Genomic DNA, 17,642 nt, shown 5'->3' on the forward strand with positions numbered 1-17,642 from the left:
CAGAGGAGAAACTATGTCACACGATCATAACCATAATCACGAAGAACGCGAATTGATTACACTAGTAGATGACCAGGGCAATGAAACCTTGTTTGAAATCATTTTGACAATTGACGGTAAGGAAGAATTTGGTAAAAACTATGTTCTTCTAGTGCCAGTTAATGCGGAAGAAGATGAAAATGGCGAAGTTGAGATTCAAGCATACTCATTCAATGAAAATGAAGATGGAACGGAAGGCGAATTGCAACCAATTCCAGAAGACTCAGAAGACGAATGGAATATGATTGAAGAAGTTTTCAACACATATATGGAGGAGTGATACAGTCTGGGAGACTGTATCAGCCCAACTCCCAGAAATTGGAGAGAGTTGGAACATCCAGTGGATGTTTTTAGCCCTGCGCCAGACATTAGAAACGCAGGAACGTCCGGGGGACGTTTTTAGCCCACGTTAAAATTCATAGTGGCTAGTGATTAGCTAACCAGGTAAGAGGTCGGGATTTTTGTCCCGACCTCACTTTTTATTTGTAATCATACTTTGATGCGGTAGTTGATTGGACTTTTGTTAAGGAGATATGTATGTTTGAAGTAGAAGAGTGGCTCCATAGTCGGATTGGTTTAAACTTTAGATCTGGTCTTGGACGAATGCAACGAGCAGTGGATTTGCTGGGGAATCCTGAGAAGACTTATCCCATTATCCACGTAACAGGGACTAACGGTAAAGGGTCAACTATTGCCTTTATGAGGGAGTTGTTTGTAGCTCATGGTAAAAAAGTTGGTACTTTTACCTCTCCTCATATCATCAGCATCCATGATCGAATCTGTATTAATGGACAGCCGATCGCGGATGAAGACTTTGTCCGTATAGCTAACCAAGTCAAAGAGAAGGAGAAAACTCTCTTAGAAACACATGATCAATTGTCTTTCTTTGAGTTGTTGACCTTGATTGCTTTGATCTATTTTAAAGAGCAAAGAGTTGACCTAGTCCTGCTAGAAGTGGGGATTGGTGGTTTGCTTGACACGACTAATGTCGTAACAGGCGAGATTGCAGTTATTACTTCGATTGGTCTAGATCATCAGGAGACCTTGGGCGATAGTCTGGAGGAAATAGCAGAGCAGAAAGCTGGTATTTTCAAGACTGGCAAGAAGGCGGTCATTGCCAAGCTCGCTCCAGAAGCGGAGCTTGTCTGCCAAAGTAAAGCGAGAGAGTTAGACGTAGATCTTTATCAAGCTGGACAAGACTTCGCTTTGAAAGCTGGAAATTTCTCAAGTAAGCTAGAAAGCTTTTCCCAGCTTGAAATCGGTTTGGAAGGTGCTTATCAGCAAGAAAATGCCGCCTTGGCTTTACAAACTTTTCTTCTATTTATGGCTTCAAGAGGTGAAAGGGTCGAAGAAGAGCTTGTTAGACAGGCTTTGAAAGAAACTCACTGGGCAGGTCGATTGGAACGGATTCGTCCGCAAATCTACCTAGATGGGGCTCACAATCTGCCAGCCTTGACTCGTCTAGTAGAGTTTATCCAGGGGAAAATCCAGCAAGGTTACCAGGTTCGCATCCTTTTTGGAGCACTTAAACGCAAGGATTATCAGGGGATGCTAGGCTATCTATCTAAGCAGTTGCCTGAGGTGGAACTTAAGGTAACAGGCTTTGACTACCAAGGCTCTCTGGATGAAAAGGATGTGGTAGGTTATGATTTGATTCCTTCCTATGGCGACTTTATCAGAGAATTTGAAGATAAGGCCAATGGCCAGGACTTGCTTTTCGTGACGGGATCACTCTACTTTATCTCGGAAGTACGAGCGAGTTTAGTAGGAAGCGATGGGATTAGTTGACCTTCTAGGTTTAAGTTGCTATACTGGAGGTAGGAGGTATTTCTGGAAACGATTCCAGCAAAACATTGGCACAAAAGAAAGGAAATCGCTATGAAAACGAAAACATTCACACTTTCTATTGCTTCCCTAGCAATTCTTAGTCTTTTAGCAGCTTGTGGACCTAAGGCACAAGCTCCTACCCAGCCATCTGCTCAGCAATCATCTTCTCAACAAGAATCATCTTCTAGCGCTGCGACAAGTGCTAGTCAACCACAGGCGTCCTCAAGTCAGGATACTACTGTAGCTCAACCTACGAATATCGGTGGTACCTATACTGGAAAAGATGAGAATGACCAAATCACTCTTGTTGTAACAGGTAAAACTGGTACATGGACTGAGGTCGAGCCAGATGGAGATAAAGAAATCAAGCAAGTTACCTTTGAGCCGGAAAATCAACGTGTCATTATCGGTGATGATGTCAAGATTTACGCAGTTAATGGTAATCAATTGATTATCGACGATATGGACCGAGAGGCATCTGACCGAGTAGTCTTAACAAAACAATAATGATTAAGTAAAAGTTCCAATGAGATGAAATCCATCTTTTTGGAGCTTTTTTCTTGAAAAAGTGGCTGGCTGTTCTTTACTAACTTTTTACTTAAAACGCTTACAAAAATTTGTAAAACTTCTTATAAGGTCGTATACTTATGGTAAATAATCAAATAGCGCAGAGGCGCAGGAGGAAAAGCATATGGCTACATTTTACGTTCCGTCAGTTAACCTTATCGGTAAAGATGTTGTAAATGAAGTAGGTCCGTATATCAAGGAACTTGGGTATAAGAAGGCCCTTTTGGTGACAGACAAGTTCATCGAGGGAAGTGATATTTTACCTAAGGTCCTAAAACCACTAGATGCTGAAGGGATCGAATATGTGATCTTTAGCGATGTGGAGCCAAATCCGACTTGCAAGAACGTCACAGACGGAGTGGCTGCCCTGAAAGAACATGGATGTGATTTCATCATCAGTCTTGGGGGAGGGTCTCCACAGGATGCGGCTAGTTGTATTTCTATCATTGCGACAAATGGTGGAAAACCTCAAGACTACGAGGGTCTTCACAAGTCTGCTAAAAAAGGGTTGCCAGTGGTTGCGATTAATACAACAGCTGGAACTTCAGCAGAAATCACTATTAACTATGTCATTACTGACGAAGAACGTAAGGTCAAGATGGTAATGGTTGACAAGAACAGCCTCGCCCTCCTCTCTGTCAATGATCCAGAACTCATGCTTTCAAAACCGAAAGGATTGACAGCGGCGACAGGTATGGATGCTCTCACCCACGCTGTCGAGGCCTTGGTAACACCAGGTGCTTATAATGTGACCAAGAAACTCTCTATCGGAGCTATTGAGCTCATCAAGGAGTACCTTCCTCGTGCTGTAGCTAATGGACAAGATATCGAAGCGCGTGAGGCGATGGTCAATGCCATCTTCCTCGGTGGTATGAGCTTTAATAATGCTGGTTTGGGCTACGTTCACTCTATGGCTCACCAACTCGGTGCGGTATATAACTTGCCACATGGTATCTGCTGTGCCATGCTTCTCCCAATTGTAGAACGTGAAAATGCCAAGCGTGTACCAGAAGCTTTCCGCAATGTAGCCAAGGCTTTGGGACTCCATGTTGAAGGGAAAACAGACCAAGAATGTGCTGCCTATGCTATTGCTGAAATTGAGAAACTGTCTGAAACAGTAGGCATTCCAAAGAAACTCACTGAACTCGGTATCCAAGAAAAAGACTTTGACTTTGACTACCTTTCTAAGAATGCCTTGATTGATGCTTGTGCACCTGGAAATCCATTTATGCCAACCTTGGAAGAGACCATTGCTCTCTACAAAGAACTCTTCTAATTCATAAAGTGAAAAAGAAGCTAAATAATGCTGGAAAGAACTATCATTTTGGTAGTTCTTTTTTTAAAAATTTGCTATTCTAGACATATGAGAAAAATCAAAATTGATGTGGTTGTAGTGCCCTTAAGTGGGCATCTCTTCCCAACACTGAATTTACTTGCCCCCTTGTTGAAGGATCCCTTGTATGAGATTCGATTATTTACAGGGCCGCAACGAAAAACTGTAGCAGAGGAGATGGGATTCCGGGTGATTCTCATTTTAGAAAATTGTGTAGATGAGTTTGAGCGTGTAGCCAACAATGAAGGTCAATTAAACCTGTTCTCTGCTTATCGACAGTTGTCAGCTAGCCTTGATTTGATCAATGTGGTTTCAGATCAATTAGTGCAAGAGTGGCAGGAAAATAGACCGGATATTGTGATTGCGGACTTTATAACCCTCTGTGGAGGACTTGTAGCGGAACAGTTGAATATTCCCTGGATTACCACAATGGCGACACAGTTTGCCATTGAAACGACAGATGGGCCACCTTGTTTCTTTGGAGGAATGGGCAGTCCAAAGACATCTTTCCAATCTATCCAGCAATGGCTAGGAAGAAAAGTGACTCGTTTAGGAAAACGTATCGTAACCTTTTTATTGAGAGAACGATTGAAACGCTATGATTTTAAGCTTTACAATCAGAAAGGTCAGGAGACCATCTATTCACCCTATTCCATCTTGGGAATTGGGATGAAAGAGTTGGAGCTGAAAAGTGGTTTTCCAGAGCACTATCTTTGGGTGGGACCTTTTGGCTCTTCGATTGAGAGGGCAGAAAATTATCCTTTCGATTTGTCTCCTTATGCAGGTTATAAGAAGGTCCTTGTTTCCTGTGGCACTCAGCTAGCATGGGCCAAAGACAATCTCCTCTATCAGACACAACAATTGGCAGAAGCACATCCAGATTGCCACTTCTTTGTGACTCTGGGGTTTGGCGGACAAGACTTCCAATGTGAAGAGCTCATGGACAATGTTTCTGTGGTATCCTATCTTCCCTATAAGGAGTACATTCCTCAGATGGATTATGTGATTCATCATGGTGGTGCAGGTATTTTTTACCAGTGTATCATCTATGGTAAGCCTGCCTTGATTCTCCCCCATGACTATGATCAGTATGACTATGCAGTTCGTGGATTAGAGGCAGGGATTGCCTTGACTGCTAAACGAGAGAATACGGAAGCGATTGGACGCGCCTTTGATGAGTTGTTGGCTAGAGATGACTGGGCAGACTTGAACAAACTTAGTCGTGCAGCTCAAATCTATCAGCCAACAGAGATTCTGAAGAGCGAAATACATCGGCTCTTAGGGGACAAGGAGAAGTAAAAAATGAAGAAAGTATTGGTAACAGGTGCTACGGGCTTTCTAGGCAAGTATGTTGTTGAAGAGCTCAGTCAGCAGGGCTATCAGGTACGCGTTTTTGGACGCAATCGCAAGGTGGGTCAGTCTTTAGAAAACTCCTCTGTGGCATTTTTTCAGGGAGATTTGACCAAGCAAGAGGACTTGGCTCGGGCTTGTCAGGGGATGGACATGGTTGTGCATGCGGGTGCTCTTTCTACCGTTTGGGGGCCTTGGGAGGATTTCTACCAGACAAATGTCTTAGGGACCAAGTATGTTCTGGATGCTTGCCGAGAGGCTGGTATTCAGCGTTTGGTTTATGTGTCCTCGCCTAGCATCTATGCTGCGCCTCGAGATCAGCTAGCTATCAAAGAAAGTGCTGCGCCTCAGGAAAATAATCTGAACAACTACATTCGTAGTAAGCTGGCTTCGGAGAAGCTGTTTAAGGATTATCCCGATGTTCCGAGTATTATCTTACGACCTCGTGGGCTTTTTGGGATTGGGGATACCAGTATTTTGCCCCGAGTTCTCAAACTCAGTCAGAAGATTGGCATTCCCTTAATAGGGGACGGTCGTCAGCTCATGGATATGACCTGTGTGGAAAATGTCGCTCTGGCAATTCGTTTGGCACTAGAGACCCCTCAAGCTAGTGGCGAAGTTTATAATATTACCAATGGGGAACCAAGAGCCTTTAAGGATTTGATAGAAGAAACCTTGAGAGGGTTGGGCTATCCAATAACATACAGAAAAGTGCCAGCTCCTCTTCTTTCAGTTATTGCTACTAGTTTAGAGTTTCTGTATAAGGTCTTGAAACTCAAAGGTGAACCGCCTCTGACACGCTATACCTATTATCTGCTCCGTTATAGTCAGACGCTGGACATCAGCAAGGCGGAGCGAGACTTAGGGTATCGCCCTCAAATCAGTATTTCGGAAGGGATTGAACAATATGTCCAAGATTATCGAAAGCATTGATTATTTCCCAGCAGGCTACTGTACCAGCTACACAGGTTTGCTATTTAAGGGAGTCAAGAATCAAAAGATGATCTTTCCAGCAGGTATTTTTCTTATCAAACACAGGGACAAGGGCTATCTTCTCTATGACACAGGCTATCATTACGATATTAAGACCCGGCTTCGCTATGGTTTCTATCGGCTAGGAACGCCCGTTCAAATGACGGAGAAGGACCAAATTTCACGTTTGCTGGAAGCGAAGGGAATCAAACCAGAAGAAATTAACTATGTTCTTCTATCACACCTACATCCAGATCATCTGGGAGGAGCTAGTTTCTTTCCTCATGCAACCTTTATCTTGACAAAAGAAGTATATGAAGTCTACCAAAAACCCAAGTTGAAAGACTTGATTTTCAAGGAGTTTTTACCAGCTTCTTTTGAGAAAAATCTAACTATTATCAGAGCTGACCAGCAACACCCGGCATTTCCCTACCGTCCGATTTGTGATCTTTTCGGAGATGGTAGTATCCTAGTTGCTTCTGTTGACGGGCATGCTAGGGGGCAAGCCTGTCTATATTTTCCAGACCTTAATCTCCTCATTGCAGCAGATCTCTGTTGGGGAATTGACCTCTTACCTTATACCAAGCAGATGCACCTGATTCCTTCCTTGGTTCAGGATAATAAGGCCGACTATATCAGGGGGACAGAGTTTCTGGAGGATGTCTTAAAGGACGGTATTGAGGTAGTTGTTAGCCATGATCCTGTAGAAAGGATAGAGTCAATCTTACATGAAAAAAATAACCTTTCTTAAAACCTTTATCCAAACTCGATGGCTTCATCATTTCAAATCTCGAGAAGCTTTAGAAAACTATCAGAAAAAGCAATTAACCAACTATATGGACTTTTTAAAGCGAGAGTCGCCCTACTTTAAAAATGGGGTTCCTAGCGACTTTGACCATATGGACAAGGCTTTTATGATGGAACATTTCAATGAGCTCAACACCCAAGGAGTGGATCGAGATGAAGCCTTGACCTTGGCTATTGAAAGTGAGAAGACTCGTGACTTCACTGAACTTAAAGGGGAAGTGGCCGTCGGTCTGTCTTCGGGGACGTCTGGACATCGGGGGCTCTTTATCACAACAGAGAAAGAGCGAAGTATGTGGGCTGCGGCTATCTTGGCAAAGATGTTGCCCAAGGGGCAGCTTTTTGGACAACGCATTGCCTTTTTCCTGAGAGCTGATAATGAACTCTATCAGACCATCAATACGGCGCTCATTCGTCTAGAGTATTTTGATATTTTCAAACATACAGATGAGCATATCGAGCGACTCAACAACTATCAACCAACGATTATTGTGGCACCAGCTTCGATGTTGATTGAATTGAGCAAGCGTCTCACGGCTGGAGAGTTAGCTATTCACCCAAAAAAAATCGTTTCGGTGGCAGAAATCTTGGAAGATAGTGATAGGGAACGGATTGCAGAAGCCTTTTCTCTATCCATTATTGACCAAGTTTATCAGGCGACAGAAGGTTTCCTAGCCTGCACTTGCTCAGCTGGTAATCTACATCTCAACGAAGACATTATCTTTGTGGAAAAGCAGTATCTAGACGACCGCCGTTTTTATCCAGTGATTACGGACTTTAAACGAAGCAGTCAGCCTGTTTATCGCTACCAGCTCAATGATATTTTGGTTGAAAATCCGGAGCCTTGTCCCTGTGGCTCCTACTATACACGGATTGACAAGGTCGAAGGACGTTCTGATGATATCTTCTACTTTGAAGGGCAGAATGGGGGGCAGGTAACGATCTATCCAGACTTTATCAGACGTTGCATCCTCTTTGTGGAGAATGTAGGAGATTACCAAGTTAAGCAACATTCCGAGAAATTAGTGGAAGTTTGTCTAAGCCAACGAGATGAGGACGTAGAGACAGCAATTTTAGCACAGTTCCAACTCTTGGCCCAGCAAAAAGAGTTCATAGTTCCTCAAATCCAATTTTCAGATTATCACTGGGATACTAGCCATAAACTCAAACGTATCCAACGTTTATGAAAGGAAAAAAGACAATGACAGAAGTAAAAAGACATGTAGAAATCGCAGGTTATGGCATTTGCCTTCCAAAGCATACAGTGCAATTTAAAGACCAGACCCGTTATCGTGTAGTTGAAAATGAAGAAACGCAACTTGACTTGGCAGAAGGAGCTATCCAGCGTGCACTTGAACATGCAAATCTGGATATTAAAGATATCGATTGCCTTGTATCAGCTAGTGCAGTTGGTGTTCAGCCTATTCCTTGTACGGCTGCCTTGATTCATGAGCGCGTGGCAAAAGGACTCTCAATTCCAGCAATGGACATCAATACAACTTGTACCAGCTTTATTTCTGCTCTATCGACTATGTCCCACTTGATTGAGGCGGGCGAATACAATCGTGTCTTGATTGTTTCTAGCGAGGTTGGAAGTTTAGGGCTAAATCCCAAGCAAAAAGAAAGTTTTGAACTCTTTAGTGATGGGGCAGCAGCCTTTATTTTCCAAAAAAGTCATCAGGAAAAAGGGGTCATTGCAAGTCTCCAACGTACTTGGTCAGAAGGAGCTCACGATACGGAGATTCGTGGAGGTCTGACTTCTTTTCAACCAAAAGAGTACTCTGAAGCGACTAAGACCAACTATATGTTTGACATGAAGGGGAAGAAAATCCTCCTCTTGTCTGCTCGTAAAATCCCAGTCATGTTTGAAGAGTTTCAAGAAAAAACACAGCTAGCCTTGGCAGACGTGGACTATATCATTCCTCACCAAGCAAGTCGTGCTCTTCCTTTGGTCATGGAAAAACTAGGTGTGGCCGAGGATCAGTACCTCAATCTCGTCACTGACTATGGAAATATGGTGTCAGTCTCTGTACCGTTTGGCTTGGCTTATTCTTTAGATCATGGGCTGGTCAAGGAGGGAGATGTCGTCTACCTTATGGGAACCGCAGCTGGTATGACAGTCAATATGTTGGCTCTGAAATTGTAACAATCATCCAAACACGGAACGGTTGGAGCATGAGCAAAGGTAAAAGGTTGCTATCTACCCCTGAACTGAGGTATACTAGTAGAAACATTAGTTTATCAATCGGTGAGGGAGAATGATAGAAAAGGAAGGGGATGTATGACAGCTAGAAAAATGCAGCTACTCATGTCCAAATATGGTTTTAGTATTACCATCATGTTGGCAGAGTTGTTTATCGTCTTTGGTTTATTTCTCTATCTTGGGCAAATGGCTCCAATTATCTGGATTATCCTAGTCATTTTAGTGAGTTTAGCGACTATTGTATCGATTGTCAATCGGTCTATGAATCCTGAGAGTAAGGTAACATGGCTGTTAGTAGCCTTTGTGCCAGTGTTTGGTCCCTTACTCTATATCATGTTTGGAGAACGCCGTTTATCGAAAAAAGAAATGAAGCAGCTAAAGCAGCTCCAATCAATGGTTGATCGAGAGGACAATAGCAGAGCTCTCCGTTTGGAGTTAAAAGAGCAGGACAAGTCGGCTTACGGAGTTATCAAATCACTCCTTAGCATGGATACGAATGCCGATGTCTATAATCGAACGGATACACAATTTTTTGCATCTGGTGAAAGCATGTGGTATCAGATGCTAGAGGACCTCAAGAAAGCTGAGAAATTTATCTTTCTCGAATACTATATCATAGAAGAAGGTTTGATGTGGAATAGTATTTTGGAGATTTTGGAAGAAAAGGCAGCTCAAGGAGTAGAAGTGAAGCTTCTCTATGATGATATTGGTTGTATGGCAACCTTGCCTGGAGATTATACCATCCAGCTTCGTGGTCGAGGGATTGAAGCCCATAAATTTAACAAGGTGATTCCACGCTTAACCGTCGCCTATAACAACCGTGATCACCGTAAAATCATGATTATCGATGGTCAAATTGCCTATACAGGTGGTGTCAATCTGGCCGATGAGTATATCAACCATATCGAGCGCTTTGGTTATTGGAAGGATAGTGGTATTCGCCTAGATGGATCGGCAGTTAAGGCTTTTACTAGGCTCTTTTTATCAACTTGGTATATCAACCGTGGGGAAATTAGTGACTTTGACCAATACCATCTCGAAAATCAACCCAAAGATGGGATGGGGCTTTGTATCCCTTACAGTAGTGGACCAAAACCCATCTACCGAGCTCAGGTAGGAAAAACGGTCTACCAAAATCTTATCAATCAAGCTACAGATTACGTCTACATCACGACTCCCTATCTGATCGCTGACTATGATCTAACCGAGAGTATCAAAAATGCAGCATTGAGAGGGGTAGATGTGCGAATTGTTACGCCGTGTATCCCAGATAAGAAGGTTATTCAGTTAGTTACTCGAGGAGCCTATCCAGACTTGCTATCTGTGGGAGTTCGCATTTACGAGTACAGTCCCGGATTTCTTCATAGCAAGCAAATGTTTGTCGATGGAGAGGTGGCTACTGTGGGAACCATCAATTTTGACTATCGTAGTTTGCTCCACCACTATGAAAATGCCGTCTTGCTTTACAGAACGCAGTCTATCATCGATATTGAAAGGGACTTCGAAGAGATTTTTAAAGTTTCTCAAGAAATTTATCCCCACACAATCAAAACAAGCTGGTATCAAAGCCTGATCAAGGAAATTGTCCAGTTGTTTGCACCCATGTTATAAGAAACAAAATTAAAGGTGTTTGATGTGACCGATGATAGGTCCTAAACTGCTAACGAAGATGCCATCTCAGTTTTCTACGAAACGTTTGGGAATGACTTTGACTGGCCATTCTATAGGTCGTGATGATTCAAACATTCTATTTGACAAAATGCTTTTAGATTGCTATTATATTTCTAATATTGTTTTAAAAAGGGGGAGGCTTTTATGAAAAGTTATAAACGTTCTTTATTTTGGAAATGCAAGTCGGCTTTACTTACAGCAGCATTAGCATCTGTAGTTGTAGCAGTGGGACAAGTCGGCGCTGATGAAGTAAAAAAACCTAGTCAGACAGCTAACGATTTGGCTCAAACAAGTTCAGATACGGCCAAGCAAACTCCGTCTAGCAAATTAGCTGATGAAACTGTAAAGGAAATCCAAGCCAAGGCAACTACTCCAGTGGTACCAGCTGACAAAGCTCAACCTGGTGATGTTGTTAAGGTAGCTACAACCTCTACAGAACTTAAAGTTGATACGAAAGAAAATGAAACTGGCACAGAAGCTGTAGCTAAAGCAGAAGCTTCTGTAAATGTTGAGACAACTATCTTAGCTGCCAAAGGAACTCCTGTCGGAGAAAAAGCGCCAGTTGTCACTACAAAGACTGCATCTGATCATATCGAGACTGATGATTATGTAGCGGATGTAACTCAGACTGTCAAGAAAACTCGAATCGAAAAAGTTTTGAAAGAAGCAGATGTGACAATCACGAAACAACAATCTGGTACTGCGGATATCGTTTTTGCTATTGATAAATCAATTTCGATGGATACATCTATTCGAAATGTTATGCAAAACATCGAAACTTTTGTTCGTGATTTGGCTAATAAAAAGGTTGATGCTCGTCTTGGTTTAATAGCGTATGAGTCTGCTAAGGATGTTCAATATTTCGATTTTAATGGTTCTAAATTCACTAAGAATGTGGAGGAATACATTAAGGCTCTTAAGTCTATTCGAACAGGCGGTGGAACAGAAGAACCTACAGCTCCTCTTCATCATATTGCAACTTCAAAAGATTACGATTGGTCTACAGCTTCTAATAATCGTCGTTTTGCTTTCTTGATTACTGATGAAGGTATTGATTTCAGTACTCCAGGCATTCCAACAGTAGACGAAACAATCAAGGCACTTAAGGTAGCAAATATTTCCCTATCAGTTGTAGGAATGAAATACAAAGAAGAGACTTTTAAACCTTTAGTTGAAGGCACAAAAGGCCTTTACCTTGATATGAGTCAAGAATTTTCTAGTCTTTTAAATCGTGATTTTACAAATCATGTTGTTAAGACTGTCCAAGAAGGGCGTGTTTACCGTGTCGTAAATGAAAAATACGATTTCTTGGCAGAGGCGCATGTGGTACTTAAACCAAAAGCACCAGTTCAAGATCCGGTAGAAGTGAAACCTGTAGGAAATACTACACCGGTTTATCATACTGAGACGGTATCTAAAAAGGCTGAATTACCGAAAACAGGTGCTCAAGCTTCTTCAGGATTGGCTGCAGTTGGCTTAGTTTTGCTAGCAGCAGTCTCAGGATTGACTGTAGTGACCAAGAAAGAAGAGAAATAAAATATTATCTTTTTATCAATCTTAGTCATGTTGATGAAGGATTAAAAACAGGGGAGAACGAGTTTGTTCTCTCTTTTTTTAGATTGACAAAGGTAGATTTATACTTCCTAGTGCTTTCTTGTGATTTGGATATAATAAGGGCAGTATTTGATGAAGCAAGAGCATTAAAATCTCTGAGAGGCTAGAGCGCGTGAAAGATAGGAGACGATACATCTTCCTGTTTTAGAGTGAAATTATGGTATTTTTGCGTTATGATATGGTCAATATATAATTAAAAAGGGGAATTTGAAGATGCATTTACTACAGCTTACAATGAAAAAGGGGCTATCTCCGTATTTTAACAAAACATCTGGAGATTTTGACTGTTAATAAGCAAGTTTTCTATATTATGACCATTGAAATTGCCGACTACCATTGATAGTCAGATTAGCGAAGGTGATAAAGAGAGGTGGTTAAGTGTGGAGAAATTTAAAAATCAGCATGAGGATGTTCTTTTGATGAGTTATGAATAGGCTAATGAGATGAGTCTTGAAGAAATTTCGCTTGCGGACGATGTGAGAGACCAAATCTGGGCAGAAGACAATCGCAGATTAGATGTTTATAAGGGTAAGTGCTATCATGCTATTAGTCCAATGGATTATAAAATGATCAATCAAAGTTAGAACTTCAAAAGACAGTCTTGATAAAGAGTTATTGATTCATTTAGTAAAAAGTCTCAGAAAAAGACGTATATTTTTTCTTATACTAGAATCAATGGTATATTGAGCAATTTTGATATGTGTTTGCCTATTTCTATCGAGTATGTTTAAAGATGTCTTTTTTATATTTCTGGTTATTTGGATAAAAAGAGTGATTGTGGAGAAGATCGTTTCGGTTTTCTCCTTTTTTTGTATACAAAGATGTAAAAACCTCTAGATTTGAGAGGTTTGACTAGTAGCTGAGTTAGATTTCATTTTGCTTCAGCTAAATCAATCTTTTCAGTTTTTGAGCCAAGGAATAGGCCGATTGTTTTTTGGCGAATGAATAATATGCATTTTTTGCATAAAGTCTGTATTTAATTATTTGCAATAGGATGTTACACTTTTGTTACAAAGAAAAATTAGACGGTAAAACTCTTGATATAATAGGGAAAAACAGGTATAATGATAAGTATGGTTTGGTGTCGAAAGTTTGGCATTATAATCAGCAACCACATATTATTATATGTTTTAAATATCGAACGTTTAAAATATTACGTAGTAGGTGGTTGGACTATATTTAAAACAAGGAGAAACGTTCATGGATAAAAATGCGCGACGCAGATTACACAGAGCGAGTGCTGAGAAACGACTTCGATACTCAGTGCGTAAGTTTAATGTAGGTGTGGCTTCCGTAGCCGTCGCAGCTTTCATGTTCTTGGGTGGGAATGCTGTTGCAGCAAACACATTAGCTAAAACGGATTCCCCGAGCACTTCTACAGAGAAGACGGGAACTGTACCAGATTCGGAAGGGAAATCAGGTCCAGATACTTCTAAGTCTACCGCAGAGTCTGTAGTAAGCTCTGAAGCCCCATCTAGCCAAGTGGCAGATAAAGCTGTGAAGTCAGAAGCGACTTCAAAGAGTGAGGCTGCTTTAAAAGAAGCAACTTCTCAAGTATCAGAGGCTTCAGTTGCAAATAGCCAATCAGCAACTTCAGTAGCTAAATCTGAAGCTACATCAGAAGCGACGTCAACTGCTTCTTCGTCTGAGACTGTTGCACAATCTACTGCTGTAGAATCTGGCAAGTCTTCAATCGAGAACGTGACGAGCAAAGCGGCTAGTCTTGCGACTACTAGTCAAACTTCGACTGCAATAGCACGAAGCGAAGCAAATTCTACATTGGCTGCTGCCCAACGCGAAGTAGATAAAGGTTATGCTGATTTCCGTAAATCAGGAGAAAGTGGTTTCCGTTCGTTTGACCCACAAACAGGGAAGACAACTGTAACGAAAGAAAACTTCCTTGATTACTTTAGATTGAATGGTTCAGCTACCTATAATTCATATGATGGTATCGTAACTCTTACTCCAGACGAAAACTCTAAGACAGGTAACTTCAGTCTGAAGAGTAAGATCAATATGAACCAAAGCTTTAAGCTGACTGGTGAGGTTAACCTAGGTAGCAAGACGCAGGAACGCTATGGTGCCGATGGTATCGGTTTTGCCTTCCACACAGGGAATACAACAGACCTAGGTGCCGATGGTGGTAACCTTGGTATCGGTGGTTTGCGTAACGCAACTGGTTTCAAACTGGATACTTTCTGGAATGTCCACACACCGCCAAAAGGGAACCGTTTTGATACTAACAACACGGACTCATTCCAATATGGTTGGGCAGAAGACCCTCGCTTGGGACAATTTGGTGCTTGGGTAAATACAACTCATAAAAAGGTTAGAGGTCAAGGTTGGTTTGCTGACGAATATGACCGTTGGTGGGCTGAGACAGATGCTAGCAGTGCCCAACGTCTAGATTCAAGTGACCTAGACGGTCGTTTCCACAGATTTGCCATTGACTATAATGGTACAACTAAGGAATTGACAATTGCTTATGAAAGTAATCTTGGTATCAAGCAATGGAAGAAGAAAGTTTCTACTCCAGAAGAAATCATGTCCATGGTGGTTACGGCGACGACTGGTAACTACAAGAACTTGCAACAGTTCCAAATCAAGCGTTTTGACTTCTATCAAAGTGCCTCTGTCGATGTACGTTATGAAGATGAGCAAGGCCGAGAACTTGCAGAAGGTACAGTAACCTACCCACAAGGTGCCTATAAAGGTAAGGCCTATACAACTGAACAGAAGAAAATCAATGGCTATGGTTTCATTGGAATGAAGAGAGGTAGCTTGCCACCTTCAGGAACTCTGGCTGACTGGGGAACAAACGGTACAGTAACCTACGTTTATCGTAGAGGTGCTGCCGATGTTAAGACAGAAAAACAAACTGTTACCCGTAAAATCGAATACCGCTATAGAGATGGTCAAACAGCAGGACGTCCAGCACTTCCACAAACAGTTACTCAAACAGCTGAGTTTACTCGAACAGTTACAGGCGGCAGACCTGGCCCATGGAGCCCATCCAGCCAAAATCTAGCTGCAGTAAACACACCAAGCATTACTGGTTTCACACCAGATAAAACTCGTGTGGATGGTATCACAGTGAACGCAGGTTCTACTCCAGGAACTGAGATTGTTTACTATGAAAAGATTGCGCCAAGAGTAACAACTGAAACTAAGGATGTTACTCGTACAGTTGCTTACGAATACGAAGATGGCGTGACTTCAGGTCGTCCAGCTCTTCCACGTGAAGTACAACAAAATGTACAATTCACTCGTCAAGTGTCAGAAGATCCAGTAACTGGTCAGAAGACATACGGCAATTGGACACCAACTCGTCAAACTGTACCTGCAGTTGATACACCAGCAATTAAAGGCTTTACACCGAATAAAACACGTGTGAATTCAGCTACTGTTTCACCAACAGATCCAAGCTGGCGTGAAATCGTTTCATACCGTAAGAATGATCCAAAAGTAACAACTGAAACAAAAGACGTTACTCGTACAATCGCTTACGAATATGAAGATGGTGTGACTAGAAATCGTCCAGCTCTTCCGCAACCGGTTGAACAAACAGTTCAATTTACTCGTCAAGTGTCAGAAGATCCAGTAACTGGTCAGAAGACATACGGTAACTGGACACCTAGCCGTCAAAATGTTGTTGCGGTTGATAGCCCAGAAGTGTCAGGATTCACACCTAATAAAGCACGTGTAAATTCAGCTTCTGTTGGTCCAAATGACCCAAGTTGGCGTGAAATCGTAAGCTATGCACCGGCTACTCAACGAGGAACTATCGTTTACCGTACAGATGGTAAAAATGGTGTTCCAGCTAAGACCCTTCACACAGACAACGTATCAGGTAAATCAGATACACCTGTAAACTACACTACAACTGCTAAAATCAATGAATTCAAGCAACAAGGTTATGATCTTGTTAGCGATGGCTTTACTAAAGCTGGTGGTCAAAGATTTGACAGCAATAATAATGTAGACCAAACATGGGAAGTTGTTCTAACTCCACGTATTGAAACAAAACAAGAAACGAAAACTGTTACTCGTAACGTTCGTTACCAATACAAGGATGGTGTGACAGCCGGTCGTCCAACACTTCCTCAAAATGTTACTCAAACAACAACATTTACTCGCCCAATTTCTGTCAACAAGGTGACAGGTGTTGAAACTCCAGGTGCTTGGAATAAGAACACTGAGAACCTTCCAAAAGTTGACTCTCCAGCTGTTACTGGTTTCACACCAGATAAACCAAGCGTTCCGGCTACAAGCGTTACTCCAACATCTCCAAACGTAGATGAAGTGGTAAACTATAGCCAAGATGAGCAACGTGGTCGAATCGAGTACGTAACAGATGGTCAAAACGGTGTTCCGGTTAAGACTCTTTACACAGACTCTGTAACTGGTAAGTCAGGTGAGAATGTTGACTATACAACTACTGCTCGTATTGAGCAATTGAAACAAGCTGGCTACAAACTTGTAAGCGATGGCTTCACTCAACCAAATGGTCAAAAATTCGATACTGACAAGACACAAGATCAAGTCTGGAAAGTTGTCGTTACTCCAATTATTGAGACAAGAAGTGAGACAAAACGAGTTCTTCGTACTATTGAATACCAATATGGCGATGGTGTAACAGCGGGACGTCCAGCACTTCCTCCTACTGTCACTCAACCAGCAACATTTAACAGACAAGTCTCTGTAAACAAAGCGACAGGTGTTGAAACTCCGGGTGCTTGGAGCAGACGAAGTGGAACTCTACCAGAAGTAACTTCTCCTGCTATTACAGGATTTACTCCAGACAGAGCAAGCGTTCCAACTATCACTGTAACTCCTGCTTCCCCTGATTCAACAGAAGTTGTTAAATACAATTTGGATGAGCAACGTGGTTCTATCAAGTATGTAACAGATGGCAAGAACGGTGTCCCTGTTAAAACTCTTTACACAGACTCTGTAACTGGTAAGTCAGGTGAACCAGTAGCCTACTCAACAGTAGCTCGTATTGAACAATTGAAACAAGCTGGTTACACGCTTGTAAGCGATGGCTTCACTCAACCAAATGGCCAAACGTTTGACAAAGATAAAACACAGGATCAAACTTGGACAGTTGTTGTAACACCACGCTTGGATGACAATACGAACCCAGCTAAATTGAATAGCAAGGTTACTCGTACCATCAAGTACCAATACGCAGATGGTCAAACAGCGGGTCGTCCAGCTCTGAAAGCTCCAGTGACTCAAGAAGCAGCCTTTACACGTACA

The 17,642-nt window shown here is 42.0% G+C and carries 13 protein-coding genes; all 13 read left to right on the top strand.

The window, feature by feature from the left end:
• Positions 1-13: 13 nt before the first annotated feature.
• Positions 14-319 (top strand): DUF1292 domain-containing protein, encoded by a 306-nt coding sequence (locus K1I97_RS09670; protein WP_223331834.1) that lies wholly within the window; start codon positions 14-16, stop codon positions 317-319.
• 257 nt (positions 320-576) lie between these two features.
• Complete coding sequence (locus tag K1I97_RS09675) at positions 577-1,827, top strand: bifunctional folylpolyglutamate synthase/dihydrofolate synthase (RefSeq protein WP_223331835.1); 1,251 nt, start codon at positions 577-579, stop codon at positions 1,825-1,827.
• 90 nt (positions 1,828-1,917) lie between these two features.
• Entirely contained in the window at positions 1,918-2,373 is a 456-nt protein-coding gene (locus K1I97_RS09680; RefSeq protein WP_223331836.1) for an SP_0198 family lipoprotein, read from the top strand.
• Between the two features lie 184 nt (positions 2,374-2,557).
• Complete coding sequence (locus K1I97_RS09685; protein WP_223331837.1) at positions 2,558-3,709, top strand: iron-containing alcohol dehydrogenase; 1,152 nt, start codon at positions 2,558-2,560, stop codon at positions 3,707-3,709.
• Positions 3,710-3,796: 87 nt separating this feature from the next.
• The gene (locus K1I97_RS09690) at positions 3,797-5,065 is read left to right on the top strand and encodes a glycosyltransferase (RefSeq protein ID WP_223331838.1); all 1,269 of its coding nucleotides are present in this window, start codon (positions 3,797-3,799) and stop codon (positions 5,063-5,065) included.
• A 3-nt stretch (positions 5,066-5,068) separates the two neighbouring features.
• Positions 5,069-6,049: an NAD-dependent epimerase/dehydratase family protein gene (locus K1I97_RS09695; RefSeq protein ID WP_223331839.1), complete on the top strand. Its 981-nt coding sequence runs from the start codon at positions 5,069-5,071 to the stop codon at positions 6,047-6,049.
• On the top strand, positions 6,024-6,839 hold the full coding sequence (locus tag K1I97_RS09700; protein ID WP_223331840.1) for an MBL fold metallo-hydrolase: 816 nt from the start codon (positions 6,024-6,026) through the stop codon (positions 6,837-6,839). The genes K1I97_RS09695 and K1I97_RS09700 overlap by 26 nt, the downstream gene beginning before the upstream one ends.
• On the top strand, positions 6,817-8,079 hold the full coding sequence (locus K1I97_RS09705; protein WP_223331841.1) for a F390 synthetase-related protein: 1,263 nt from the start codon (positions 6,817-6,819) through the stop codon (positions 8,077-8,079). Before K1I97_RS09700 ends, K1I97_RS09705 begins: the two co-directional genes overlap by 23 nt.
• Before the next feature lie 14 nt (positions 8,080-8,093).
• A complete protein-coding gene (locus K1I97_RS09710) occupies positions 8,094-9,038 on the top strand; it encodes a 3-oxoacyl-[acyl-carrier-protein] synthase III C-terminal domain-containing protein (RefSeq protein WP_223331842.1) in 945 nt (314 codons plus the stop codon).
• Positions 9,039-9,173: 135 nt separating this feature from the next.
• Positions 9,174-10,706, top strand: a complete 1,533-nt coding sequence (gene cls / locus K1I97_RS09715) for a cardiolipin synthase (RefSeq protein WP_223331843.1) — start codon at positions 9,174-9,176, stop codon at positions 10,704-10,706.
• A 204-nt stretch (positions 10,707-10,910) separates the two neighbouring features.
• Positions 10,911-12,302, top strand: a complete 1,392-nt coding sequence (locus K1I97_RS09720; protein WP_223331844.1) for a VWA domain-containing protein — start codon at positions 10,911-10,913, stop codon at positions 12,300-12,302.
• 521 nt (positions 12,303-12,823) lie between these two features.
• A complete protein-coding gene (locus K1I97_RS10305) occupies positions 12,824-12,964 on the top strand; it encodes a hypothetical protein (protein WP_411575269.1) in 141 nt (46 codons plus the stop codon).
• Positions 12,965-13,580: 616 nt separating this feature from the next.
• The coding region (locus K1I97_RS09730; RefSeq protein WP_223331845.1) for a mucin-binding protein at positions 13,581-17,642 on the top strand (4,062 nt) is incomplete at its 3' end.

The sequence above is a fragment of the Streptococcus oralis genome, assembly GCF_019929345.1.
Classification (GTDB): Bacteria; Bacillota; Bacilli; order Lactobacillales; family Streptococcaceae; genus Streptococcus.